This window comes from Microbacterium sp. STRO-2N (assembly GCF_057747775.1).
Genome location: NZ_CM173223.1, coordinates 4,023,568 through 4,045,729, shown reverse-complemented (window position 1 = coordinate 4,045,729; position 22,162 = coordinate 4,023,568). Strand labels below are relative to the sequence as shown.

General features: G+C 69.8%; 20 protein-coding genes. 12 read left to right on the top strand and 8 right to left on the bottom strand.

The annotated features are described in order from the left end of the window. Window positions 1-5: 5 nt before the first annotated feature. The 5 genes from AC3ANN_RS18635 to AC3ANN_RS18615 form a co-directional block, all read right to left on the bottom strand. On the bottom strand, window positions 6-935 hold the full coding sequence (locus tag AC3ANN_RS18635; protein ID WP_488338861.1) for a carbohydrate ABC transporter permease: 930 nt from the start codon (window positions 933-935) through the stop codon (window positions 6-8). Beyond that, the gene (locus AC3ANN_RS18630) at window positions 928-1,887 is read right to left on the bottom strand and encodes a carbohydrate ABC transporter permease (protein ID WP_488338860.1); all 960 of its coding nucleotides are present in this window, start codon (window positions 1,885-1,887) and stop codon (window positions 928-930) included. Before AC3ANN_RS18630 ends, AC3ANN_RS18635 begins: the two co-directional genes overlap by 8 nt. After that, window positions 1,884-3,191, bottom strand: a complete 1,308-nt coding sequence (locus AC3ANN_RS18625; protein ID WP_488338859.1) for an ABC transporter substrate-binding protein — start codon at window positions 3,189-3,191, stop codon at window positions 1,884-1,886. The genes AC3ANN_RS18630 and AC3ANN_RS18625 overlap by 4 nt, the downstream gene beginning before the upstream one ends. Then, window positions 3,188-4,414, bottom strand: a complete 1,227-nt coding sequence (locus tag AC3ANN_RS18620; protein WP_488338858.1) for a Gfo/Idh/MocA family protein — start codon at window positions 4,412-4,414, stop codon at window positions 3,188-3,190. Before AC3ANN_RS18620 ends, AC3ANN_RS18625 begins: the two co-directional genes overlap by 4 nt. 183 nt (window positions 4,415-4,597) lie before the next feature. Next, window positions 4,598-5,410, bottom strand: coding sequence for a DeoR/GlpR family DNA-binding transcription regulator (locus AC3ANN_RS18615; RefSeq protein ID WP_488338857.1), 813 nt, complete (start codon window positions 5,408-5,410; stop codon window positions 4,598-4,600). A gap of 113 nt (window positions 5,411-5,523) precedes the next feature. On the opposite strand from AC3ANN_RS18615, the gene AC3ANN_RS18610 reads away from it, so the two are divergent. From AC3ANN_RS18610 to AC3ANN_RS18590, 5 genes are all read left to right on the top strand, one after another. Beyond that, window positions 5,524-6,399: an SIS domain-containing protein gene (locus AC3ANN_RS18610; protein ID WP_488338856.1), complete on the top strand. Its 876-nt coding sequence runs from the start codon at window positions 5,524-5,526 to the stop codon at window positions 6,397-6,399. Then, entirely contained in the window at window positions 6,396-7,262 is an 867-nt protein-coding gene (locus AC3ANN_RS18605; protein ID WP_488338855.1) for an ROK family protein, read from the top strand. Before AC3ANN_RS18610 ends, AC3ANN_RS18605 begins: the two co-directional genes overlap by 4 nt. Before the next feature lie 93 nt (window positions 7,263-7,355). Next, window positions 7,356-8,309 carry a 1-phosphofructokinase family hexose kinase gene (locus AC3ANN_RS18600; protein WP_488338854.1) on the top strand — a complete coding sequence of 318 codons (954 nt, stop codon included), beginning with the start codon at window positions 7,356-7,358 and terminating at the stop codon, window positions 8,307-8,309. Continuing rightward, entirely contained in the window at window positions 8,303-9,142 is an 840-nt protein-coding gene (locus AC3ANN_RS18595) for a class II fructose-bisphosphate aldolase (protein ID WP_488340876.1), read from the top strand. Before AC3ANN_RS18600 ends, AC3ANN_RS18595 begins: the two co-directional genes overlap by 7 nt. Further along, entirely contained in the window at window positions 9,139-9,870 is a 732-nt protein-coding gene (locus AC3ANN_RS18590; RefSeq protein WP_488338853.1) for an acyltransferase domain-containing protein, read from the top strand. Before AC3ANN_RS18595 ends, AC3ANN_RS18590 begins: the two co-directional genes overlap by 4 nt. Window positions 9,871-9,878: 8 nt before the next feature. On the opposite strand, the gene AC3ANN_RS18585 is transcribed toward AC3ANN_RS18590, so the two are convergent. Further along, a complete protein-coding gene (locus AC3ANN_RS18585) occupies window positions 9,879-11,090 on the bottom strand; it encodes an ROK family protein (RefSeq protein WP_488338852.1) in 1,212 nt (403 codons plus the stop codon). Window positions 11,091-11,231: 141 nt separating this feature from the next. Here AC3ANN_RS18585 and AC3ANN_RS18580 point away from each other — a divergent pair, with 141 nt between their 5' ends. The 5 genes from AC3ANN_RS18580 to AC3ANN_RS18560 are packed head-to-tail and all read left to right on the top strand — an operon-like array spanning window position 11,232 to window position 17,489. Beyond that, window positions 11,232-12,158: a carbohydrate ABC transporter permease gene (locus AC3ANN_RS18580; RefSeq protein WP_488338851.1), complete on the top strand. Its 927-nt coding sequence runs from the start codon at window positions 11,232-11,234 to the stop codon at window positions 12,156-12,158. Window positions 12,159-12,167: 9 nt separating this feature from the next. After that, window positions 12,168-13,121: a carbohydrate ABC transporter permease gene (locus AC3ANN_RS18575; RefSeq protein ID WP_488338850.1), complete on the top strand. Its 954-nt coding sequence runs from the start codon at window positions 12,168-12,170 to the stop codon at window positions 13,119-13,121. 49 nt (window positions 13,122-13,170) lie between these two features. Continuing rightward, complete coding sequence (locus AC3ANN_RS18570; RefSeq protein ID WP_488338849.1) at window positions 13,171-14,526, top strand: ABC transporter substrate-binding protein; 1,356 nt, start codon at window positions 13,171-13,173, stop codon at window positions 14,524-14,526. 12 nt (window positions 14,527-14,538) lie between these two features. Further along, window positions 14,539-16,059 carry a glycoside hydrolase family 36 protein gene (locus AC3ANN_RS18565; protein WP_488338848.1) on the top strand — a complete coding sequence of 507 codons (1,521 nt, stop codon included), beginning with the start codon at window positions 14,539-14,541 and terminating at the stop codon, window positions 16,057-16,059. A gap of 11 nt (window positions 16,060-16,070) precedes the next feature. Beyond that, window positions 16,071-17,489 carry a DUF4832 domain-containing protein gene (locus AC3ANN_RS18560; protein WP_488338847.1) on the top strand — a complete coding sequence of 473 codons (1,419 nt, stop codon included), beginning with the start codon at window positions 16,071-16,073 and terminating at the stop codon, window positions 17,487-17,489. A gap of 120 nt (window positions 17,490-17,609) precedes the next feature. On the opposite strand, the gene AC3ANN_RS18555 is transcribed toward AC3ANN_RS18560, so the two are convergent. Next, complete coding sequence (locus tag AC3ANN_RS18555; protein ID WP_488338846.1) at window positions 17,610-18,035, bottom strand: MerR family transcriptional regulator; 426 nt, start codon at window positions 18,033-18,035, stop codon at window positions 17,610-17,612. A gap of 50 nt (window positions 18,036-18,085) precedes the next feature. Between AC3ANN_RS18555 and AC3ANN_RS18550 the strand changes: the two genes are divergently transcribed. Then, window positions 18,086-18,922, top strand: coding sequence for an NAD(P)/FAD-dependent oxidoreductase (locus tag AC3ANN_RS18550; RefSeq protein ID WP_488338845.1), 837 nt, complete (start codon window positions 18,086-18,088; stop codon window positions 18,920-18,922). Between the two features lie 165 nt (window positions 18,923-19,087). After that, a complete protein-coding gene (locus AC3ANN_RS18545; protein ID WP_488340875.1) occupies window positions 19,088-20,146 on the top strand; it encodes a hypothetical protein in 1,059 nt (352 codons plus the stop codon). A gap of 6 nt (window positions 20,147-20,152) precedes the next feature. On the opposite strand, the gene AC3ANN_RS18540 is transcribed toward AC3ANN_RS18545, so the two are convergent. Beyond that, on the bottom strand, window positions 20,153-22,138 hold the full coding sequence (locus tag AC3ANN_RS18540; protein ID WP_488338844.1) for a bifunctional copper resistance protein CopD/cytochrome c oxidase assembly protein: 1,986 nt from the start codon (window positions 22,136-22,138) through the stop codon (window positions 20,153-20,155). Window positions 22,139-22,162: the final 24 nt, after the last annotated feature.

Sequence of the window (22,162 nt, the reverse complement as noted above, 5' to 3'; positions counted from 1 at the left end):
GGATTTCACTTGAGTCCGGATGACGCGAGCCCGTCGATCACGCGACGCTGCAGCACGATGAACATGATGAGCACGGGCGCCATCGCGAGGACGCTCGCCGCCATCGCGACCGGATAGTCGGTCGTGCGGTCGCTGAGCAGGGTCGCCAGTCCCGCCGACAGCGGCATCTGCGAGCTGTAGCTCGTGACCACGAGCGGCCACAGCAGCTCGTTCCACGACCACAGCACGGTGGTGATCGCCAGCACGCTCATGGTGGGCGTCGCGAGGGGCAGCATGATCTTCCAGAAGATCTGGAAGGTGTTGGCACCGTCGAGGCGGGCGGCCTCTTCGAGCTCGTCGGGCATCGCGAGGAACGCGGTGCGCATGAGGAACGTGCCGAACGCGCTGAACAGACCTGGCAGCACCAGTCCGCCGATGCTGTTCAGCAGACCCAGATTCTGGATGATCTGGTACTGCGACAGCAGGTACACCTGGGACGGGACCATCAGGATCGACAGCACGACCGCCAGCAGGATTCCTCGGCCGGGGAACTTCAGGCGGGCGAAGGCGTAGCCGGCCATGGTGCACAGCACGAGCTGAGCGAGGGTGCGGACGACCGTGATCAGCACCGAGTTGCCGAACTGCTGGAGGAACGGCAGCCGCTGGAACACCTCGGCGTAGTTCTCCCACTGGAGTTCGCCCGGCCAGAACACCGGCGTGACGCTCTGCACCTGCGCGTTCGTCGACAGCGACATGATGATCTGCCACAGGAACGGGAACGCCATGATGATCGCGCCGACGCCGAGGACCACGTGCGCGGCGACGTAGGCCCGGCGATCGCTGCCCGTAGGGCGGCGACGCCGCGCGGCGTCGCCGGGGGATGCACCCGCCACGGCGAGGGCGTCGCGCTCCTGCATCGTCACGATGGGAGTGGGCATCTGCAGGGAATCAGTCACTGTGGACCCAACGCTTCTGGAGTCGGAACTGGATCAGGGTGACGACGCCGATGATCACGAAGATGACCATGGCGACGGCCGCGGCGAAGCCCTTCTCGTTGTTCACGAATCCCGCCTGGTAGAAGTAGTAGACGAGCGACATGCTGCGCGGAAGCGAGGCGTTGGTCGACGTGGTGCCGAGGATCGCGTAGAGCAGATCGAACAGCTGGAAGCACGCGATCACCGTCACGATGGTGACGAAGAAGATGCTCGGCGTGAGAAGCGGCGCCGTGATGGACCGGAACTGGCGCCAGCGGCTCGCGCCGTCCAGGGAGGCAGCCTCATAGAGCTCGGGAGGGATGGTCTTGAGTCCCGCGGCCAGCACGATCATCGAGAACCCGACCGACGACCACAGCCCGACGATCGCGACCGCGACGATGGCGAAGCCGGGAGTGCTGATCCAGTACGGTCCCTGGATGCCGAAGAGTCCGAGCACGTGGTTGACCAGGCCGAAGTCGCCGTTGAAGATGATGCGCCACACGAAGGCGATGGCCGTCGGCATCGCGACGTACGGCAGGAAGAACAGCACCCGGTACGCCGCCGCGAACCGCAGCCCCGGCAGGTTGAGCAGGCTCGCGAGCAGCACCGCCAGCGGAACGCCGAGGAGCACGATCGCTGTATACAGGAGCGTGTTGCCCAGCGACAGGTAGAACTCGGGTTCGCTGAAGAGCCGCAGGTAGTTCTCGACGCCGGCGAAGGCGGCGTCTCCGAACACGCCGAAGCTCGTGAACGAGAACCCCGCCGTCTGGACGATCGGCCACAGGTAGAAGACGGCGATGCCGAGGACGAGGGGGCCGAGGAAGACCACTGCCCACCACCCGTCGTTCGGGCGGCTGCGCCGGCCGGTCCGATCGCCCTTCCCGGCCCCGGAGGGCGCGGGAGGGGCGACCGTGCGACGTTCGACCAGCGTCAACGCGCCTCCTCGGCGAGCGCGGCGTCCATCTCCTCTGCGAGCTCCGTCGTCACGTCGGTGACCGGGCGCTCGCCCGAGAACGCCTGCGGCAGGAGCTCCGACTCCAGGGCGTTCCACGCCGCGGTGTTCGCGCTGACGGGGAGGGGCTGCGCGTAGGCCAGCGCGTCGATGAACACCTGCAGGTTCGCCTGCGGCATCGAGGCGGTGAAGGATTCCTGGGTGCCGTCGTACGCGGGGATGATGGATCCGAACTCACCCTGCTGACGCTGGGCATCCTCGCTCGCCAGGAACACCTGGAACGCCTGCGCGGCCTGCTTGTTCTTCGACGCAGCCGCCACGACGTTCGAGACGCCGTGGATGACCGTCGCCTGCTCCTCGCCCTGCGGCAGGGGCAGGACGTCGACGCTGTCGGCGAAGGGGACGTCGCTCAGCGCCGAGCGGAACCAGCTGCCGCCCCAGTACATCGCGAGCTTGCCCGACGTGAACCACTGGTCGGCGGAGGTATCGGTCAGCTGCGCCATGGTCGGCGAGCCACCGGAGGCGATGACGTCGGTCCAGAACTGGACGCCCGCCTGCGCCTCGGGGGTGTTGTACCCCGAGCTCTGCCCGTCGATCACCTGGCCGCCGGCCTGCAGAATCGTGTTGTAGTAGGTCGTCTGGCCGTCCATACCGCCCGCACCGCCGTAGACCCCGTCGGCCGCGAGCGTCGTCGAGATCTCTGCGGCGGTCGACTGGAAGTCGTCCCACGTCCAGTCGGCATCGGGGATGGCGACGCCGGCCTGCTCGAAGAGGTCCTTGTTGATCCAGACGCCGATCGTGTCGAAGTCCTTGGGCACGCCGTAGCTCACGTCGTCTACGGTGTAGAGGTCGACGAGCGCCTCAGGGTACGCGGCGGGGTCGATGTCTCCGGCGTCCACCGCGCCCGTGATCGGTTCGAGCTTGCCGTTCAGGGCATAGAGCTGGATGTTCGGTCCGTTCATCCAGAAGACGTCGGGCAGCGTGTCGCTCGACGCCTGTGTCTGCAGCTTCGTCCAGTACTCGCTGAACGGCGTGACGCTGACGTCGACCGTGATGTTCGGATACAGCTCGTTGAACGCGGCGATGTTCTCCTCGATCGCCGGCACCTGGTTCTGGTCCCACAGTCCATACGTGATGGTCGCCGTGAGGTCGCTGTCGGGGGCGGCGTACTCCTCAGGAGTCGCTGCGCCGTCGCCGGCCGTGCTGCACGCGGTGGCGGTCAGGGCGAGGGCGCTCGCGAGCGCGAGCGCACCGGCCGCGCGGCGGCGGAATCGTGGCTGTGTCATCGGGGGTTCCTTTCGAACGGGTCGTGCAGGGGCGGGGTTTGCTGCGGGGCGAAGTAGTCGACGACGTGCGCGGGCAGCGCGGGCACATCGATCGGGCGCGAGCCGTCGCGGATCGAGTCTGCGGCGAGGGCTCCGGCCGCGACGGCCGCCCGTGCCGCGAGGGGGGAGACCACGGTCGGCGAGCGGTGCGCCACATGATCGAGGAACTCGCGCATGGTGGCCAGGTCGGCATCCTCGTGGCCGCTCGCGACGCCCTCGATCGGGTACTCGGCGTCACCGCCGACCGACCACTCCCGCCTGCGGTTCCAGACCTTCACCACGCCGCCGGCCGTGTCGCCCACGTTCTCGAGCCGGCCCTCCGTGCCGATGACGGTGTAGTTGCGCCAGTAGTCCGGCGTGAAATGGCACTGCTCGTAGCTCGCCAGGACGCCGCTGTCGAGCGTCATGAGCATCATCGAGACGTCCTCGACATCGACGACGGGGTTGAGGCCGGTCGCACTGGCGGGCGGCCAGTTGTCGAACGAGAACCACTCGGGCATGGTCTCGCCGGTGCGCTCGCGGCGATCGGTCACGTCGCCGTAGACCATGAGGTCCCCCATCCCGACGACGCGCCGCGTGTACGAACCGGCGAGGTAGTGGACGACATCGAGGTCGTGGCTCGCCTTCTGCAGCAGCAGGGTGTTCGTGCGCGACCTGTCCGCGTGCCAGTCCTTGAAGTAGTAGTCGCCGCCGTTGCCGACGAAGTGGCGGACCCAGACCGTCTTCACCGCGCCGATCTCACCGCGGTCGATGATCTCCTTCATCCGGCGCACGACGCCCGCGTGGCGGAAGTTATGGCCGACGTACAGCACCCCGTGCGATTCCGCCGCTGCGGTGAGCACGCGGTCGGCGTCGGCGAGCGTCGTCGCGAGCGGCTTCTCGAGATACACCGCGATGCCGGCACGGAGGAGCTCGACGGCGATGTCGGCATGCGTGTCGTCGGGCGACGTGACGATCGCTGCATCGGCCAGACCGGCCGACACGAGCGTGGTGACGTCGGGGAAGACCGGCACTCCCGGGAACAGACGTTCGGCACGTGCGCGTCCGTGGGGTGTGGGATCCACCGCCGCGACGATGCTCGCACCGGTCTGCGCATCGGGCACGTGGTGGGCGATGACGCTGCGCGCTCCCGCTCCGATCACGGCGATACGCAATCCCGCCGACTCTTGAGATGAATGCGTCATGAGCCTTCCACTTCTCTGTGCTTGGACACCATCATGCACGCGTTGAGCGATTTTGTCACGAGGATGCCTGAATCGAGCATGATCAAACACTAGGCGTGCACGAAACCACGCACGACATCGTGCGTGAATCTTTTACCCACGCGAAACATCCGCGCGACGATGCCTGCGCGCGGTGGGAGGCGCTCAGTGCGCGGGGACGCCCCGGGCCGGGGGAGCCACCACGACCTCCACGTTCGCCTTCTCGAACTGCGCGGCCAGGCGCGGTGCGAGCGGCGCGTCGGTCACGAGGGCGTCGATGTTCTCGAGAGGGCAGATCCGCGCGAAAGTGCTGCGGCCCACCTTCGTCTGGTCGGCGGCGATCACGACACGGCGCGCGACGCCGGCGATGTGGCGACTGGCGTCGGCCTCGCCCTCATGCAGTGTCGTCGCGCCGAACTCCGAGGTGAGACCGTCGACGCCGAGGATGGCGATGTCGAGGCTGAAGTCCTGCAGGGAGGCTGCCACGAGCGGGCCGATGAGCTCGTACGACTGACGACGGGGCACGCCGCCTGTGACCACGATCTTGATGTTCTCGCGTACGGACGACTCGAAGGCGATGTTGAGCGCGTTCGTCACGATGGTGATGCTCGGCTCGCCGCCCACCGACGCGAGGCGCTCGCTGCGACCGAGGGCACGGGCGACCTCGGTGACCGTGGTGCCGCCGTTCATGCCGACGGTCGCCCCCGGGTCGATCATGCCCTCCACCGCGCGGGCGATGGCGAGCTTGGCGTCGGCCTGGCGCGCGATCTTGTACTGCAGCGGCAGCTCGTACCCGGATCCCAGCGCCGAGGCTCCACCATGCGTGCGCGTGACCAGCCGCTGTTCGGCGAGTGTGTTCAGATCACGCCGGGCGGTCGCCGTCGACACGCCGAGCCGCTCGCTGACGTCCGCGATGGCGACGTTGCCGCGCTCGCTGATGAGCTCGAGCACGAGATTGAGCCGTTGCTGCTGGTGCATGGGTGGGCCTCCGGGCTTATCGTCCCACACCGCGGGTTGACGGTCGTGATCAATTCTGCTCAAATACTCGTTAAACGATCAGTTGTGATCTCCACGTTGCAGAAGGTAGAGAGATGTCCCGAACGTTCGTCGATGACGAGATCGCGTCCCAGCCGCAGACCTGGACAGAGGCTGCGCGGCTCGCGTCGTCCGTGTCGGCCGCGATGCCCGTGCCGGGCGAGCGCGTCGCGTTCGTCGGCTGCGGCACCAGCTGGTTCGTCGGCATGGCCGCCGCCGTGCGCCGCGAGTCCCTGGGCGCCGGCGAGTCGGACGCGTTCGCGGCGAGCGAGTACCCCGTCGAGCGTGCGTACGACCGAGTCATCGCCATCTCCCGCTCGGGGACGACCACCGAGGTCATCGAACTGCTGCAGCGCGTCTCGGTGCCGACGACGCTCATCACCGCCGTCGCCGACTCCCCCGCGACCCGGTTCGCCGACGAGGTCATCGCGCTCTCGTTCGCCGACGAGCAGTCCGTCGTGCAGACCCGCTTCGCCACCAGCGTCCTCGCCCTCGTGCGCAGTCACCTCGGCGAGGACCTCGCCGAGGTGATCGCGGATGCCCGTTCGGCGCTCTCGATCGATGTCGATGCGCTCACGTCGGTCGATCAGGCGACGTTCGTCGCTACTGGTTGGGCCGTCGGGCTCACCTACGAGGCCGCGCTGAAGACGCGTGAGGCCGCGCAGTTCTGGGCCGAGTCCTACCCCGCAATGGACTACCGCCATGGCCCGATCGCCATCGCACAGCCGGGTCGCCTGGTCTGGAGCCTGGGCGGCGCCCCGGAAGGCCTGGCCGATGAGGTCGCCGCAACGGGGGCGACCTACGTCGAGCACGACCTCGATCCGATGGCGCGCCTGATCGTCGCGCAGCGCTTCGCGATCGCGCTCGCGAAGTCCAAGGGCCTGGACCCCGATCACCCCCGCTCGCTGACGCGCTCCGTCATCCTGGCGTGAGCACCGTCGTGATCGGCGTCGATGTCGGCGGCACGACCGTCAAGGGCGTCGTCGTCGACGGCGACGGGCGGGTGGTCCGCGAGCTGCGTCGCCCCACGCCGGCACCCGATCCCACCGGTGCCGCCGTCGCCGACACCGTCGCGGAGCTCGTCGACGTTCTCGACGAGGGCGCGGGGCTGCCGGTCGGCTGCGTCGTCCCGGGCATCGTCGACGAGACCCGTGGCATCGCGGTGCTGTCGGCCAACATCGGCTGGTCCGACATCGCGGTCGCACACATGCTCCGAGACCGTCTCGGTCGCGCGGTGGCCTTCGGTCACGACGTGCGCGCCGGGGCCCTGGCAGAGGCTCGATGGGGTGCCGCACGCGGCACGACGGGCGTCGTCGCCTTCGTTCCGATCGGCACCGGCATCGCCGCGGCACTCCTTGTCGACGGGCATCCCCTCGTCTCGGGCGGCTGGGCGGGCGAGATCGGCCAGACGCTGATCCGCACCGGCGCGCACGCCGGTCTTCGAGTCGAAGAGGTCGCCTCGGCCGCGGGCACAGCTCGTCGCGCGGGGGTCCAGGACGCACGGACGGTCGCCGCCCGCGTGGACGCCGGCGACCCCGAGGCGCAACGGGTGTGGCGCGACACCGTCGAGGTGCTCGGCGACGCGCTGGCGAACATGACCGCTGCGGTGGCTCCCGAGACGATCGTCCTCGGCGGCGGCCTCGCGCTCGCGGGGCGCACCCTCACGGCGCCGCTCGAGAGCGCCCTCGATGCACGGCTCGGCCTGCTGCGCCGCCCCGTCCTGCGCACCGCCGAGCTGGGCGATCGCGCCGCCGCCCTCGGCGCGGCGATCCTCGCGATGGAGGCGGGCGCGTGACGGCCGACATCCGCACCAGCACCGGCAGCGGTTTCGTGGCGGCCGCGCATCTCGTGGATGCCGACGGTCGGCCCGCACGATGAGAGGCCGACGATGGCCCGACTGCTGACGGTGACTCCCAACCCCGCGATCGACGTCACCTATACGGTGCCGCGCCAGGTGCTGGGTGAAACGATGCGCGTCAGCGACGTGCAGCGGCGCCCGGGGGGCAAGGGGCTCAACGTCGCTCGGGTGATCCGCGCGCTGGGGCGCGATGCCGCCACCGTTCAGCCGCTCGGCGGCGACACCGGGCGATGGATCGCCGACGCACTCCATGCAGCCGGACTCCCGGTCATCCCCTGTGCAGTCTCCGCGCCCTCGCGCACCACCGTCGCGGTCGTCGACGGCATCGCCCACCCCACCCTGTACGCCGAGCCGGGCGCCGCTCTCAGCCCCACCGAATGGGGCGCCGTGACCGACGCCGTCGCCGCCGCGACCCGCCCGGGCGACTGGGTGATCGTGGCCGGCTCGTTCCCGCCCGGGTCGTCCGCAGCCGAGCTCGTCCGCCTCGTGGACGCTGCGCAGCGCGCCGGCGCGCGCGTCGCGGTCGACACGAGCGGTCCGCTGCTCGTGTCGGCAGCGGATGCCGGAGCCGACGTCGTCAAAGGCAACGAGGCCGAGATCGTCGACGCCACGGGCACCGCCGATCACGACACCGCCCTCCGGAGGCTTGCTCGGCGCGGTGCGACGGTGATGATGTCACGGGGATCCCGGGGCGCACTGCTGCGCGGCCCGTCGGGTGCCGTCCTTCAGCAGCCCGCCATCGCGGGGATCGCGGGCAATCCCACGGGTGCGGGAGATGCCGCGACCGCGGGACTCGTGCTCGCGCTCGCGGAGGGGCACGACGAGGCCACCGCCATGGCATGGGCAGCCCTGTGCGGTGCAGCCGCCGTCCTCGCCCCGGTCGCCGGCGAGATCGACCCCGCCGTGATCCCCGCTCTGGCCAGGCGCGCAGGACTGCCCGACGCGTTCCCCCTCCCCCTTCCTGCGGAACGGAGCTCATCGTGATCACCCACACCACTGTCGACATCGTCGACGAGGCCCGGCGCGCGCGCACGGGTATCGGCGCGTTCAACGTCGTGCTCCTCGAGCATGCCGAGGCCATCGCCGAAGCGGCCGAACGTGCGGAGCGGCCGGTGATCTTCCAGATCAGCCAGAACTGCGTCGCCTACCACGGAGCGCTCGCGCCGGTCGCGCTGGCGACCCTCAGCATCGCCCGGTCCCTTTCCGTGCCGTCCCTCGTGCACCTCGACCACGCGGACGACGTCGACCTCGTGCGCGAGGCGCTCGACCTCGGCCTCGACAGCGTGATGTTCGACGCGTCCACGGTGCCCTACGACGAGAACGTCGCGCTCACCCGGCAGGTGGCGCAGGCATGCCACGAGCGCGGCGTCTTCATCGAGGCCGAACTCGGCGAGGTCGGCGGCAAGGACGGGGTGCACGCGCCGGGTGCGCGCACCGAGCCCGGCGACGCGCGCCGGTTCGTCGAGGCCACCGGCGTCGATTGGCTGGCTGTCGCGGTCGGCACGTCGCACGCGATGACGACGCGTGAAGCCGCCGTCGACGACGGTCTGATCCAGCGCATCGCGGCGGCCGTCCCCATGCCGCTCGTGCTGCACGGCTCGTCCGGGCTCTCCGACGAGCAGCTGCAGCGGGCCGTCGCCGCCGGCATGACGAAGGTCAACATCTCCACCCATCTCAACGCCCTCTTCACACACGCGGTCCGCGACGCGATGGAGGACGCGCCCGGCCGGGTGGACCCGCGGAAGTACATCGCACCCGGACGTGACGCGGTCGCCGCTGAGGCCCAGCGCCTGCTCCGCCTGCTGCACGTGGCATGACCGGCGCCGCGATCCTCGGGCTCCCGGAGCCGCCAGGCCCCGCCGACGCCGACCTCGTGCGGCGGCTGCGTCGCCTCATCGTGGCGTCGGGTCCGCTGCCGGACGAGCTCGGCATCTCCGCCGACGGCGGCGCACTGGCGGCGGCGCTGACGGCTGTCGCGGGCGACGCTCGGGCGCGGCATCGTGAGCTCGGCGTCGACGAGAGCGTCTCGAGGGCCACCCTGCAGGACGTCGGACGCAAGCACGTGCTCTACGGCGCGGCATCCGTCCTCCCGTGGATCCTCGCCATCCTGCGCGCCGACGTCGTGGAGCTCGGCCGGCTGCAGGTGGAGCGCGAGCGCGGGCGCCACGGCCACGCGCTGCACATCCCCGAGACCGGACCGCTGGCACCGGCGGCCGTGGAGGCAGCACTCGCACAGGCGCGCGAGTTCACCGGCGCCATCGACTTCAGCTGCGAGAGCTGGCTGCTCGACCCGGGGCTGGGTGAGAGTCTTCCCGGCAGCAACATCGCGGCGTTCGCCGCGCGCTTCGATCTCATCGTGCCCGGTGTGCCGAGTGCCGCGGCCAGCGAGGACGCCGCGAAGTTCGTGTTCCGCCGGCCGCTCGCCGAGGTGCGGACACCCGGCCTCGTCACGCCGCAGACGCGGCTGGAGGACCTCGTGCTCACGCGGCTGCGATCCGGCGACTGGACCGCACCGACCGGGGTGCTCAGGATGCTTCGGGGCTGACGCCCGGCCTACACAACTGCGGCCCGGGTCAGCCGTCGTGCTTCGGCGGGGCCGGGGAACGCGTCGCCCGTCCGTACCGCCTCCTCGAGCACCGCGTCGAGGTGGCGGGCCGCCAGGCTGATCCCTCCCAACGCGACCGCTTCGGAACCGAGGGCCGAGACCGCCACCGGGGGCGGCAGCGGGCAGATGCGGCCCAGCGTCTCGGTGAACCGGTCGAGGAAGACGTCGGCGCCAGGTGCGCTGCCGCCGCCGATCACGAGCAGCTCGGGGTCGATCGCGAGGACCATGGCGGCGGCGCCGGAGGCGAGGTCGTCGGCGAACTCCGTCACCGCCTCGATGGCCGACGGGTCCCCGGATCGGGCCATCTCGAAGATCTGCTCCCGAGTCGGACGCGGCGTTCCCAGCACCTGGCGACCGTACTGCTCGTTGAGCTCCGCCCACTTCAGCTCGGGCATCTCGCCCACGGTCCCGGCGGCGCCGTGCACGCCGCGGTGGACGCGCCCGCCGACGATCGCGGCCCCGCTCGTGCGCCGGCCGCAGAGCACGTACACCACATCCTCTCGTCCCTGCGCGGCACCGAATGTCAGCTCAGCGTGCGCGCCGAGCGGCACGTCGCCTTCGACGAGCACAGCGCCTTCGAACTCGGAGGCGAACCGCTCCCGCAGGTCGAGGCCGATCCAGCCCGGCATGCCGGTGCCGCCGAAGTGCAGCACCCTGCCGTCGGCACCGATCGCACCGGGCGAGCCGACGGCCACGATCCAAGGTGCGCTGCGGTCGCGACCGTGTGCGGCGAGGAGCTCGTCGCACACGGCGAGCGTCGCTGCGATGCGGTCTGCCGCCGCGTCGTCCTCGCGCACGGAAGCAGTGCTCTGCCCCAGCACCGTGCCGGAGAGATCGGTCAAAACGGCGAAGACGTGATTCGCTCCGATGTCGACGGAGAGGAAGCACCCCACGCCGGCGGGGACGCGATAGGTCATGGCGGGGCGTCCCACGGTGCGCACCTGCGCATCATCGGAGGCCGTCAGCCATCCCATCGCGACGAGATCGGATGCGACGGCGTCGATCGCGGTGCGCGACAGGCCTGACGACGCTGCGAGCTCGCGCAGTGTCTGCGGGCGCGCCATGACGGCCCGCAGCGCCCCCAGGGAGTTCATGCGGCGCAGCAGCGACCTGCTCCCCATGGGGGCGGACGCTCCACCGAGCATCGCTTCACGCGCCATTCGCTCACCGTACCCTTGCTATTTTTATCGCCATGTTGGATTATTAATCCCGCACTCGATTCTAGCCATCCGACGAGGGCACGCGTGAGAGGCACGACCCGTGTGTGCCGCACCGAGCAGCACCGACGCTGAGAGGCATCCATGACATACGTACCGCAGCTTGCGGGCGCCACCGCGTCTCCGGGATCGCGAGGCAGGCGCAAGCGGGGAGACGGCCGCATCGCCCTCTTCTTCATCGCCCCCGTGCTCCTCGGCTTCGCAGTCTTCTATCTGTACCCGACCGTCCGCGGATTCTGGTGGTCCTTCACCGATTACAGCCTGCTGGCAGAGCCGGAGTTCGTCGGGCTGGAGAACTACGCGGCCGCCATGGCCGATCCCGAGTTCTGGAACTCGATGGGCGTGACGCTCTGGTACGTCGTGCTCAACGTCGGATCGCAGACCCTCCTGGCCCTGCTTCTGGCGGCGCTCATGCACCGACTCACGCGGTCGATCGTGGTGCGGACGACCCTGCTGCTGCCGTGGCTGGTGCCCAACGTGACTGTCGGCCTGATCTGGCTGTGGCTGCTCGACACGAACCTCGGCTTCGTCAACAGAGTGCTCGACTCGATGGGACTCGACAAGATCGGCTTCTTCACCAACCCGGCCTTCGCCCTCCCGACGATCTCGCTGATCAACACGTGGGCCTTCGTCGGGTACACGGCGCTTCTCTTCTACGCAGGCATGCTGCAGATCCCGCAGGACACGTTCGAGGCCGCGGCGATCGACGGGGCGGGCGAGTTCCGCACGTTCTTCCGGATCACGCTGCCGCTGCTGCGTCCCATCCTCGCGCTCGTGCTCGTGGTCTCCCTGATCGGTTCGTTCCAGATCTTCGACACGGTCGCGGTGACGACCAAGGGCGGTCCCGTCAATGCCACGCGGGTCATCTACTACTACATCTACCAACAGGCCTTCACGTACTTCCATATGGGATACGCCGCGACCATGGCCATCGTCCTGGTCGTCATCCTCGGCGTGCTCACCTTCGTCCAGCTCCGCCTGCTGCGGGCGTCCGAATCTCAGCTCGCCTAGGGACACCTGATGACCGTCTCCCCCATCGCCGCGCTCGACATCGACCCCGAGCCCCAGGCCTCGCCCCCGCTGCGCCGCCGCGCCCGGCAGCGCCCGAGCCCTGCCCGGCTCGTCGGCTGGACGATCCTCGCGGTCGCGATCCTCGCCACGCTCTTCCCCTTCTACTGGATGGTGAAGTCGGCGCTGACCCCCGCCGGCGACGTGATCGCCGACTCCGGCAGCTTGTGGCCGACCAACCCGACGCTCATCAACTTCCAGCGCGTCCTCGGGCTCCTCAGCCCGGAGGAGATCCGCGCGGCGGGCGGCAGCGGCGCCTCGATCGACTTCGCGCTGTACATCTGGAACTCGATCGTCTACTGCACTCTCATCGGCTTCTTCCAGACGCTGTTCTGCGCGATGGGCGGCTATGCGTTCGCGCGACTGCGGTTCCGCGGGCGCGAAGTGCTCTTCAGCATCCTCATCGCCGCGCTCATGGTGCCCGGCATCTTCACGCTGCTGCCGAATTTCGTCCTCGTCCGCGACCTCGGTCTGCTCAACAGCATGTGGGGCATGGTCGCACCGAGCCTGCTCATGACGCCGTTCGCCCTGTTCTTCCTCCGTCAGTTCTTCCTGAACATCCCGAAGGACGTCGAGGAGGCGGCAATGATCGACGGCGCCGGCAAGATCCGCATCTTCTGGCGCGTCGTGCTCCCCATGGCACAAGGGCCGCTCGTCACGATCGCGCTCATCACCGTCGTCTGGGCCTGGAAGGACTTCCTGTGGCCGCTCCTCATCGGCCGCGACGAATCGGTCCGCACGATCACGGTGGCCCTCGGCGTCTATCTCCAGCAATCCCCGAACACGCAGCCCGACTGGACCGGACTGATGGCGGCATCCACCCTGTCGGTCATCCCGGTGGCGCTGCTGCTCCTGTTCCTCGGCCGACGCATCGTCGAGTCGCTCAACTTCACGGGCATCAAGTGAAGGCACCACCAACACCGAGAACACCCATCACAAAGGAGTGCGTGCACACATGAGAAAGCACACCACCCTGCGCATCGCAGGGATCGCCGCGGCGGGCGTCGCCCTGGCCGCCACTGCCGGCTGCGCCGCAGGGGGCGCCGGCGCCGACGGGGAAGCCGTCACCCTGCAGTACTGGCTCTGGGACGACGCGCAGCTGCCCGCGTACCAGCAGTGCGCGGACGACTTCACCGAGGCCAATCCCGACATCGAGGTCGAGATCAGCCAGTACGGCTGGAGCGAGTACTGGACCAACCTCGCCACCCAGATCGCCGCCGGCAGCGCGCCGGACGTCTGGGTGGACCAGGCGTCGTACTATCCGCAGTTCGTGGCCGACAAGCAGATCGAGGACCTCCAGCCGTACATCGACGAGGACCCGGATGCCGTGGACTTCGACTCGTACGTCCCGGGCCTCGCCGATATCTGGGTCGTCGACGGGGCGCGCTACGGCCTTCCGAAGGACTGGGACACGATCGGGCTGATCGTCAACAAGCAGGCCGCCGCCGACGCGGGCATCGACGAGGCGACGCTGCAGGATCTCACGTGGAACCCGGATGACGGCGGAACGTTCGAAGAGATCATCGCGAAGCTCACCGTCGACAAGGCGGGTACGCGCGGTGACGAGCCGGGCTTCGACAAGACCGACGTCGCCGTGTACGGGTTCCTCCCGGAGTGGGCCGACGGCTCGCAGGGGCAGAACCTGTGGGGCAATCTCGCTCAGTCGAACGGCTGGACCTACTCCGACGAGAACCCGTTCGGGACCGAGTTCTTCTACGACTCGCCGGAACTCGCGGAGACCATCGACTGGATCGCCTCGCTGGCCGACAAGGGCTACGCGCCCCCGTTCGATCAGCAGTCCACGCTCTCGCGACTCGAGGTGCTGCAGAGCGGGAGCGCCGCGATGACGAGCATCGGATCGTTCAACCAGCTGATGTTCCAGGACACTGCGGACGACTGGACGTGGGCAGCGCTGCCGGCGGGGCCGGAGGGCCGCAAGTCCGCCATCAACGGCCTGAGCGACGCGATGTACGCGGGCGGCAAGCACAAGGATCAGGCGTGGGAGTGGATCAAGTACCTCGCGTCCGCCGACTGCCAGTCGGTCGTGGGCGACACGGGCGTGATCTTCCCCGCGAACACGGAAGCCTCCGACGCGTCGGTGGCCGCCCGCGCGGAATCGGGCCTGGACGCCTCGGTGTTCCTCTCGTATTCCCAGGAGCCCGACGGCACCTTCCTGATCCCGATCAATTACCACGGGACCGAGATGTCGCAGATCGTCCAGGACGCCATCCAGAGCGTCGCCCTCGGCACGGCGGACGCGCAGACCGCGCTCACCGACGCCAACGCCAAGGTCAACGCCCTCTTCGAATAGACGGAAAGCCGAATGCCCACTGATCTCGCCACCTTCTCCGGCCTCATCCGGCTCGGAGACCTCTCCCTCCCCCTCCGCGCCGAGGGCGCGCCGCAGGCGATCGGCGAACGCGAGTTCCTGATCCCCTCCGGCAGCGTCACCGTCGTCCACCCGTTCGGCGACGCCGAGTTCTTCCGTCACGGCTGGAACTCGTGGAGCCCGTCCGGTTGGCGACGGCTCGACGAGGCGCCGCTTCGCATCTACGACAGCCCGCAGCGGCTGCTCACTGCGGACGACGCGAGGAACGACACCCCGCACGCCCACTCGGGCAGTGCGGTCGGTGCGATCGCGGTGGGAGACGGCGAGGTCGTCCTCCTCGGGGCGCTCGGACTGGGCGCCCCGAGGGTGGGGGCCACCGCCACCACACTGTGGGGCACGCTCGAGGAGCCCGGCGCCGACTGGTACCTGGCGTGCGGGCCCGAGCAGGTGGTGTTCGAGCGCTATGCGACGCTCCTCGCCGAGCGCCTCGGCTCCCGCAGCGCCCGCGCCGGGCGCGTCTGGTGCAGCTGGTACTCGTACTACGAGGGCATCAGCGAGAAGCTCGTGGCCGACACGGTGGCGGACCTCGCCGATCTCCCGTTCGACGTCGTGCAGCTCGATGACGGGTGGGAGCGCTCGGTGGGCGACTGGGAGGCCAACGACCGGTTCGCCTCCGGCATGGCCGCCACCGCCCGCCTCATCTCCGACGCGGGCTTCCGTCCCGGCCTGTGGCTCGCGCCCCTCATCGCGCTGCCCGACTCCGAGTTCGCCACGACCCGCACCGAGCTGCTGGTCCAGGGCGACGACGGAAAGCCGCTCATCGCCGGGTACAACTGGGGCGGCCCCTACTACGCCCTCGACACCAGCCGGGAAGAGGTCAAGGACCACCTGCGCGAGCTCTTCACGCGCGTCGTGGGATGGGGGTTCCGCTACCTCAAGCTCGATTTCATGTACGCCGGCGCCCTCGAAGGCAGCCGCAGCGAGGCGGTGCATCGCGAGAAGGCCTACCGCGACGCGATCGCCCTCATCCGCGAGACCGTGGGCGACGACGTCTACCTGCTCGGCTGCGGCGTGCCGATGCTGCCGTCTGCCGGCATCTTCGACGGCGTGCGCGTGGGTCCGGATGTCGCGGCCTTCTGGGAGAACGCGGAACGACCGGGCGATCCCACCGGCGTGGGTGCACGCAATGCGTTCCTCGCGTCGATCCACCGCTCGTGGCTGCGTGCGCTCTACGAGACGGATCCCGATGTCGTCTACTTCCGCCGTCGGCGCAGCCTCCTCGATGATCACCAGCGCCGCCTGCTGCAGGACGTCGCCACTGTGCTCGGCTTCAAGTCGACGTCGGACCCCGTGGACTGGCTCGCTCCGGACGAGGTCGCCGAGCTTCGCGCATGGCTCGAGCGAGGAGAGGAGGTGTCCCGGCAGGCACGCTACGTGTTCCGTATCGATGACCGCGTCGTCGATCTCGGAGCCTTCATCGACTACGCGGCAGACCCCAGCACGATCGCCAACTGAATGGAATGAGCATGACAACGACGTCACGTCGAACCACTGCCCTCGCCTCGGCCGCGCTCGCCTTGGCCCTCGTCACCACGATCGCGAGCTCGGCGCCCGCCGCGCTCGCGGTCCCCGACGCCGACCGCGACGGCTGGCGGACCCTGGCCGACGGAAGCGAGCCCGAGAGCAACCCTCTCAAGGGGTTCATCCCGTTCGCGGGGGACTACCCGGGCTTTCCGCACTCGATGGAGTGGTCGTACTTCCCGCTCGATGCGGTGATGACCGGCCCCGCCACGTTCGACTGGACCGCCGTCGAGACGACTCTCGACGCGGTGGCCGCGCGCGGTCACCAGACGACGATGCGCTTCTACCTGGACTACCCGCAGCGGGAGAGCGGCATCCCGCAGTTCCTGCTCGACGGCGGGCTGGAGACTTACCCCTACGCCGAGTTCGGCAACACCATGAGCGTGATCCCGGACTACGACGACCCCGAGCTGCTGGCCGCGCTCGACCAGTTCATCGCCGCGCTCGGCGAGCGCTACGACGGTGACCCGCGCCTCGGCTTCGTTCAGGCAGGCCTGATCGGGTTCTGGGGCGAGTGGCACACGTGGCCCTACAACGGCGACGGCCTGCCCGACCGCATGCCCACCGCCGCCAACCAGGCCCGCGTGCTCGACGACTTCCTCGAGGCGTTCGACGAGACCGACATCGAGGTGCGCTACGCCAGCACCGCGAATGCCAACCTGGACGTCGGCTATCACGACGACTCGTTCGCGCTCACGACCAAGCCGAGCCCGTACGGCTGGTACTTCATGGACCAGATCATCGCTGCGGGCGCCGCCGACAAGTGGAAGACCAACTCGATCGGCGGCGAGCTCCGCCCCGAGCTCCAGTCGTGCATCTTCAGCGCCGACGGATGTCCCGTGATCCAGGAGGGCGGCGACAACGACTTCGATGGCAGCGTCGCCGCGACCCACGCCAGCTGGCTCATCAACCATTACGCCTTCGCCACCGGCTACACCGGCGCGGATCGCGACCGTGCCCTCACCGGGGCCCGCTCGCTCGGCTACTCGCTGCGGGTGACCGAGGCGCGTCTCGACCGGGCACCGCACCACCGGGGAGAGCTCGAGGTCGGCATCGCCGTCGAGAACGTCGGCGTCGCGCCGTTCTACTACGACTGGCCGATCACGGTGGCGCTCGCAGACGCCCGTGGCCGCATCGTCCGGCAGTGGTCGACCGACTGGACACTCGATGACATCGCGGTCGGGGCCGAGCAGCGGTTCTCGGCGCAGTTCGGCACGGCATCGGTCAAGCCCGGCAGGTATACGGTGCTGATCCAAGGCGCGAACCCGCTCGCCGCGGGGCAGCCGGTCCGCTTCGCCAACGCCGATCAGGACAAGACAGTCGACGGCTGGCTGTCGCTGGGGCGCACCACGGTGCGTCCCTGACACCGACGCGGGGGCGCGGGGCGTGATGCCCGCCTCGTGCCCCCGTCTCGTGCGGGCCGTCCCGGACCAGGTCCGAGGCGGCCTTGGCTCTGAGACGGGACGGTCTGGAACCGACCCCCTTCACTCCGCCGGCGGCTCGGCCTCCCGCCACGTCCCGGTGCCTGCGACGACCTCGTCCATGATGGAGCGGAACCGCGGGCACGTGGTGATGTCGTGGGCGCGGCAGGGCAGGGCGTGCTCGGTCATCCGCCGCGAGCGCTCCATGTCGGCCATGCGCCGGTCGAGCTCGGCGAGGTGCTCTTCGAGCACGCGATGCCGCTCGGGGGCGTTCTCGTCGAGGAGCACGCCGATCTGCTCGAGGCTCATCCCGGCGGCCTTGCTGCGGACGATGACGCCGATCCGCACCAGATCGTCGTCGCCGTAGCGCCGGCGGTCTCCACTGTCGCGCTCGGGCCGCAGCAGCCCGACGTCCTCCCAGTGCCGCAGCACATGGGTGGGCAGCGCGAACCGCGCCGCGGCATCCCCGATCGAAAGACTTGACTTCATGTCGACATGAAGTCACAGGATCGTTCCTGACGCAACCCGAAAGGACCGACATGCTCTACGACGCGATCGTGATCGGAGGCGGCCCCGCCGGCCTCCAGGCCGCCCTGACCATCGGCCGCATGCACCGGCAGGTGCTGCTGCTCGACTCGGGCGAGTACCGCAACGCCACGGTCGAACATGCGCACAACCTCGTCACGAACGACGGGCGCGACCCGGCCGAGCTGCGCGCGATCGCCCGCGCCGAGCTCTCGACCTACCCGACCGTGGAGGTGCGCGACGCCGTGGTCGAGTCGGTGTCGGGCGTCCTCGGCGACTTCCGCGTCGGGCTCGCCGACGGCACCGAGCGCGCCCGGCGCGTCGTGCTCGCCACCGGCATGCGCGACGAGCTGCCCGCCGTCCCCGGGCTCGCCGCACAGTGGGGTCGCACGGTCGCGCAGTGCCCGTTCTGCCATGGCCACGAGTTCGCGGGCCGGCGCGTCGCGATCCTGGTGGAAGGCGAGCACGGCGAGATGGTCGGACGGATGCTGCAGCCCGTGGTCGACTCCGCGCTCATCGTGCCGCCCGCCGGGGTCGCGCACGTCGCCGCAAGCGGCGACGGACTCGACCTGACCCTCGCCGACGGCACCACCGAGCACGTCGCCGGCATCTTCACCGCCGCGACCGCGCACCAGCGTGCACCCTTCGCCGAGCAGCTCGGCTGCGGCATCCTGCCCGGCGGAGGAGTCGAGATCGACGCCCTCGGGCGCACGACCGTGCCCGGGGTGTACGCGGCCGGAGACATGGCGCACACCTCGGCCGTTCCCGGACCGCTCGTGTCGCTCGCCGCGGCGATCGCAGCAGGCCAGGTCGCGGCGTCCAGCGTGGTGCGCGACGACATCATGTCGTGACGGGGCACGGGCCGGGTCTGCCCGCAGGTTACGCTCCACAGGGCTCTCCCGGCCGGCAGTTCCTAGACTGGGCGCGTGGACCAAGGGGCGGTGGACACGGAATCCGGTCGCACGGGTGCGCCCGCGGCCTCTTCCGCGAGCCGCGACGGCGGCCGGCCGGAGCTGATCCAGCCGCCGCGCAAGCGGGCCGTTCGCCGGCGCCTGTGGCTCGACCTGACGCTTCTCGGCGTCGTGGGCGTGGCCCTGGTCGCCGCGGTCCCCGCGGCGTGGTCGGCGATCGAACGCGAGTTCTACAGCCCGTCCGCGTTCGTCGAGCGCTACGTCGACCTCCTCGCCGATCAGCGAGCCACGGACGCGCTGGCGGTGCCTGGCGTCACGGTGAGCACCGCCGAGCTCGAGGCGGCCGGGCTCCCGGCGACGGCATCCGAGGCGCTCCTGCGCGGAGCCGCGCTTGCGCCGCTCTCGGACGTCCGTGTGGTGTCGGAGGAGCAGCAGGGCGACGTGACCCTGGTCACGGTGGAGTACGACGCGCGCGGCTACCCCGGCGTGACGACCTTCGAGGTCGAGCGCGACGGCTCGATCGGCCTCGCCCCGACGTGGCGGTTCGCCACGAGTCCACTCGCGGTGATGAACCTCACGGTCGCCGGCTCGATGAGCTTCGACGTGAACGGATTCACGCTCGACAAGCGGCAGGCCTCGCCCGACGGAGCGGATGCCGATCCTCTCGCCCCTGTGCCGCTCCTGGTCTTCTCGCCCGGCCTGTACTCGGTGTCGGTCGACAACCGCATCGCCCACACGCCCGGTGTCGCGGTGCTCTCCGACAGCCCCTTCCACGCGATCCCCATCACGGTGCAGGCGCAGCCGACCGACGAGTTCGTCGGCGTGGTGCAGCAGAAGGTCGAGGAGTTCCTGACCGCGTGCGCGACGCAGGAGGTGCTGCAGCCGACGGCCTGCCCGTTCGGCTACTTCGTGCAGGACCGCATCGACTCGCTGCCGAAGTGGTCGATCGCACGCCAGCCCACGGTCGACGTGGCGCCCGACGGAGCGGGCTGGACGATTCTGCCCGCCGAGGCGGTCGCGCACATCGAGGTCGAGATCAGGTCGATCTTCGATGGCAAGGTGCGCGAGGTCAGCGAGGACGTGCCGTTCATCGTGACGGGCACGATCTCGGTGATGCCCGACGGCAGCGTGTCGATCGTCGTCACCGGCCCCGACACCACCTGAGCCGGGTCAGCGGCCGGTGCCTGCGCGCGCGTCGCGCTCGGCCAGGGCGGCGAGATGGGCGTTGTAGGCCTCGAGCTCGGCATCCCCCGTCCGATCCGCGTGCCGGTCGCGCCGCTTCGTCTCGCGGGCGTCGCTGCGGCTCCACTGGATGGCGACGGTGATCGCGAGGATGAGGGTGGGGATCTCGCCGATCGACCAGGCGACGCCGCCCCCCGTGTACTGGTCCTCGAGCGGCGTCGCGCCCCACGTGCGGCCCATCGAGCCGAACCATTCCGCGACCATGAGGCCCTCCTGCATCATGATCGCGATGCCGAAGAACGCGTGCATGGCCATGATGCCGATGAGCAGCACCAGCCGGCCCGGGTACGGCAGGCGATAGGGCACCGGGTCGATGCCGATGAGCGTCAGCACGAACAGGTAGCCGGTGATGAGGAAGTGCGCGACCATCCACTCGTGCCCGAGGTGGTCGTACAGCGACCATCGGAACAGGTCGGTGTAGTAGAAGACCCACAGCGAGCCGATGAAGAGCCCTGCTGCGACGAACGGGTTGGTGAGCACGCGCGCCACGGGCGAATGCACCGCCCACAGGATCCACTCGCGCCCGCCGCGCGTGCCGTCGTCGCGCTTGAGGATCGCCCGCGCCGCCAGGGTCACCGGGGCGCCGGCGACCAGCAGCAGCGGGATCGCCATCGTCAGGAGCATGTGGCCGATCATGTGCATGCTGAACAGGTAGTCCTGGTAGACGTTGACCACGCCTCCGGTCACCCACACCAGCAGCGCGATGCCGGCGATCCACATGATCGTCCGGTACAGCGGCCACGTGTCGCCGCGACGGTGCAGCCGCCGGACGCCGGCGAGATAGAAGAACACCGCGAACCCGGCGACGACCGCCCACAGCAGGTCGACGTTCCACGCGGTCACCCAGCGCTCGAGGGTGAGCTCGGGCGGCAGCGGGGCGCCCGAGAGACGCTCGGCCGGCGTCTGCAGGGTGGGGAGCGTCCCGGCGTTCGGCGGGGGCGTCCGGGCAAGCGCGGCCGCAGCGCCGCTGGCGAGCCCCATCAGCACCAGCTCGAACGCGATCAACGTCCAGAAGGCGCGGGATGCACCCTGGTCGTCCCCCATGCGTCCGATGAGGCGTGTGCGGTACCAGGCGCCGAAGAGGCCGAGCGCGACGAGGGCGACGATCTTGACTCCGAGGATCGCCCCATACGGGGAGAGCAGCGCGGCCCAGTCCTGCAGTCCGATCGCGGCCCGCACCGTGCCCGACACGGCGACCACCGCGAACGCCGCGATCGCGATGCTCGAGTAGCGCGACACGGTGGCGACCTGCTGCTCGCGCGACTGCAGCGGCCGCACGATCACGATGAGGAGGAGTCCGCCGAGCCACACCGCCGCGGCGATCATGTGCAGGATCAGCGCCGTCATCGCCTCGTGGTGGAACGCCTCCTCGCCCGAGTGACCCTGCGTTCCCATCGGGACGAGGGATGCCGTGGCCAGCAGCGCGACGAACATCGTCACGGTCCACGAGCGCACCGCGAAGGTCAGCACGGTGAGGGCGGCGCCGGCGATGGTGGTGATGAGCCAGGTGCGACCGAGCTCCCACTCGACCAGGAAGCGCCCGAGCTGTCCGCCGAACTCGGGTCCGGCGTCGATCGTCGGGTTGAACGAGACGATGAACGTCAGGAATCCGGTGGCCGCCGCGGCCAGCGTGAAGACCGCAGCCGAGATCGAGGCGGTGTCGAGTGCGACGTCGAACTCCCGCGTGCCGGCGCGCAGCGCGAAGAGGGCAGTGACGAGCGCGCCGACCATGCCCGCCGCGGCGAGGTTCACGAACAGCTTGACGACCGGAAGGCCCCAGCGCGCGAAGGGTCCTGGATCCGCGATCGCGAGCGGCGCAGCGCCGCCGCCGAAGGCAAGCGCCCAGATCAGGGCGGCCAGCGCGGCCGCGACGAGGATCGCAGGCCCGGCGGCCCGCAGGGCGCGGGAGTTCACGGTTTCCAGCCTACGTGGCGGCGC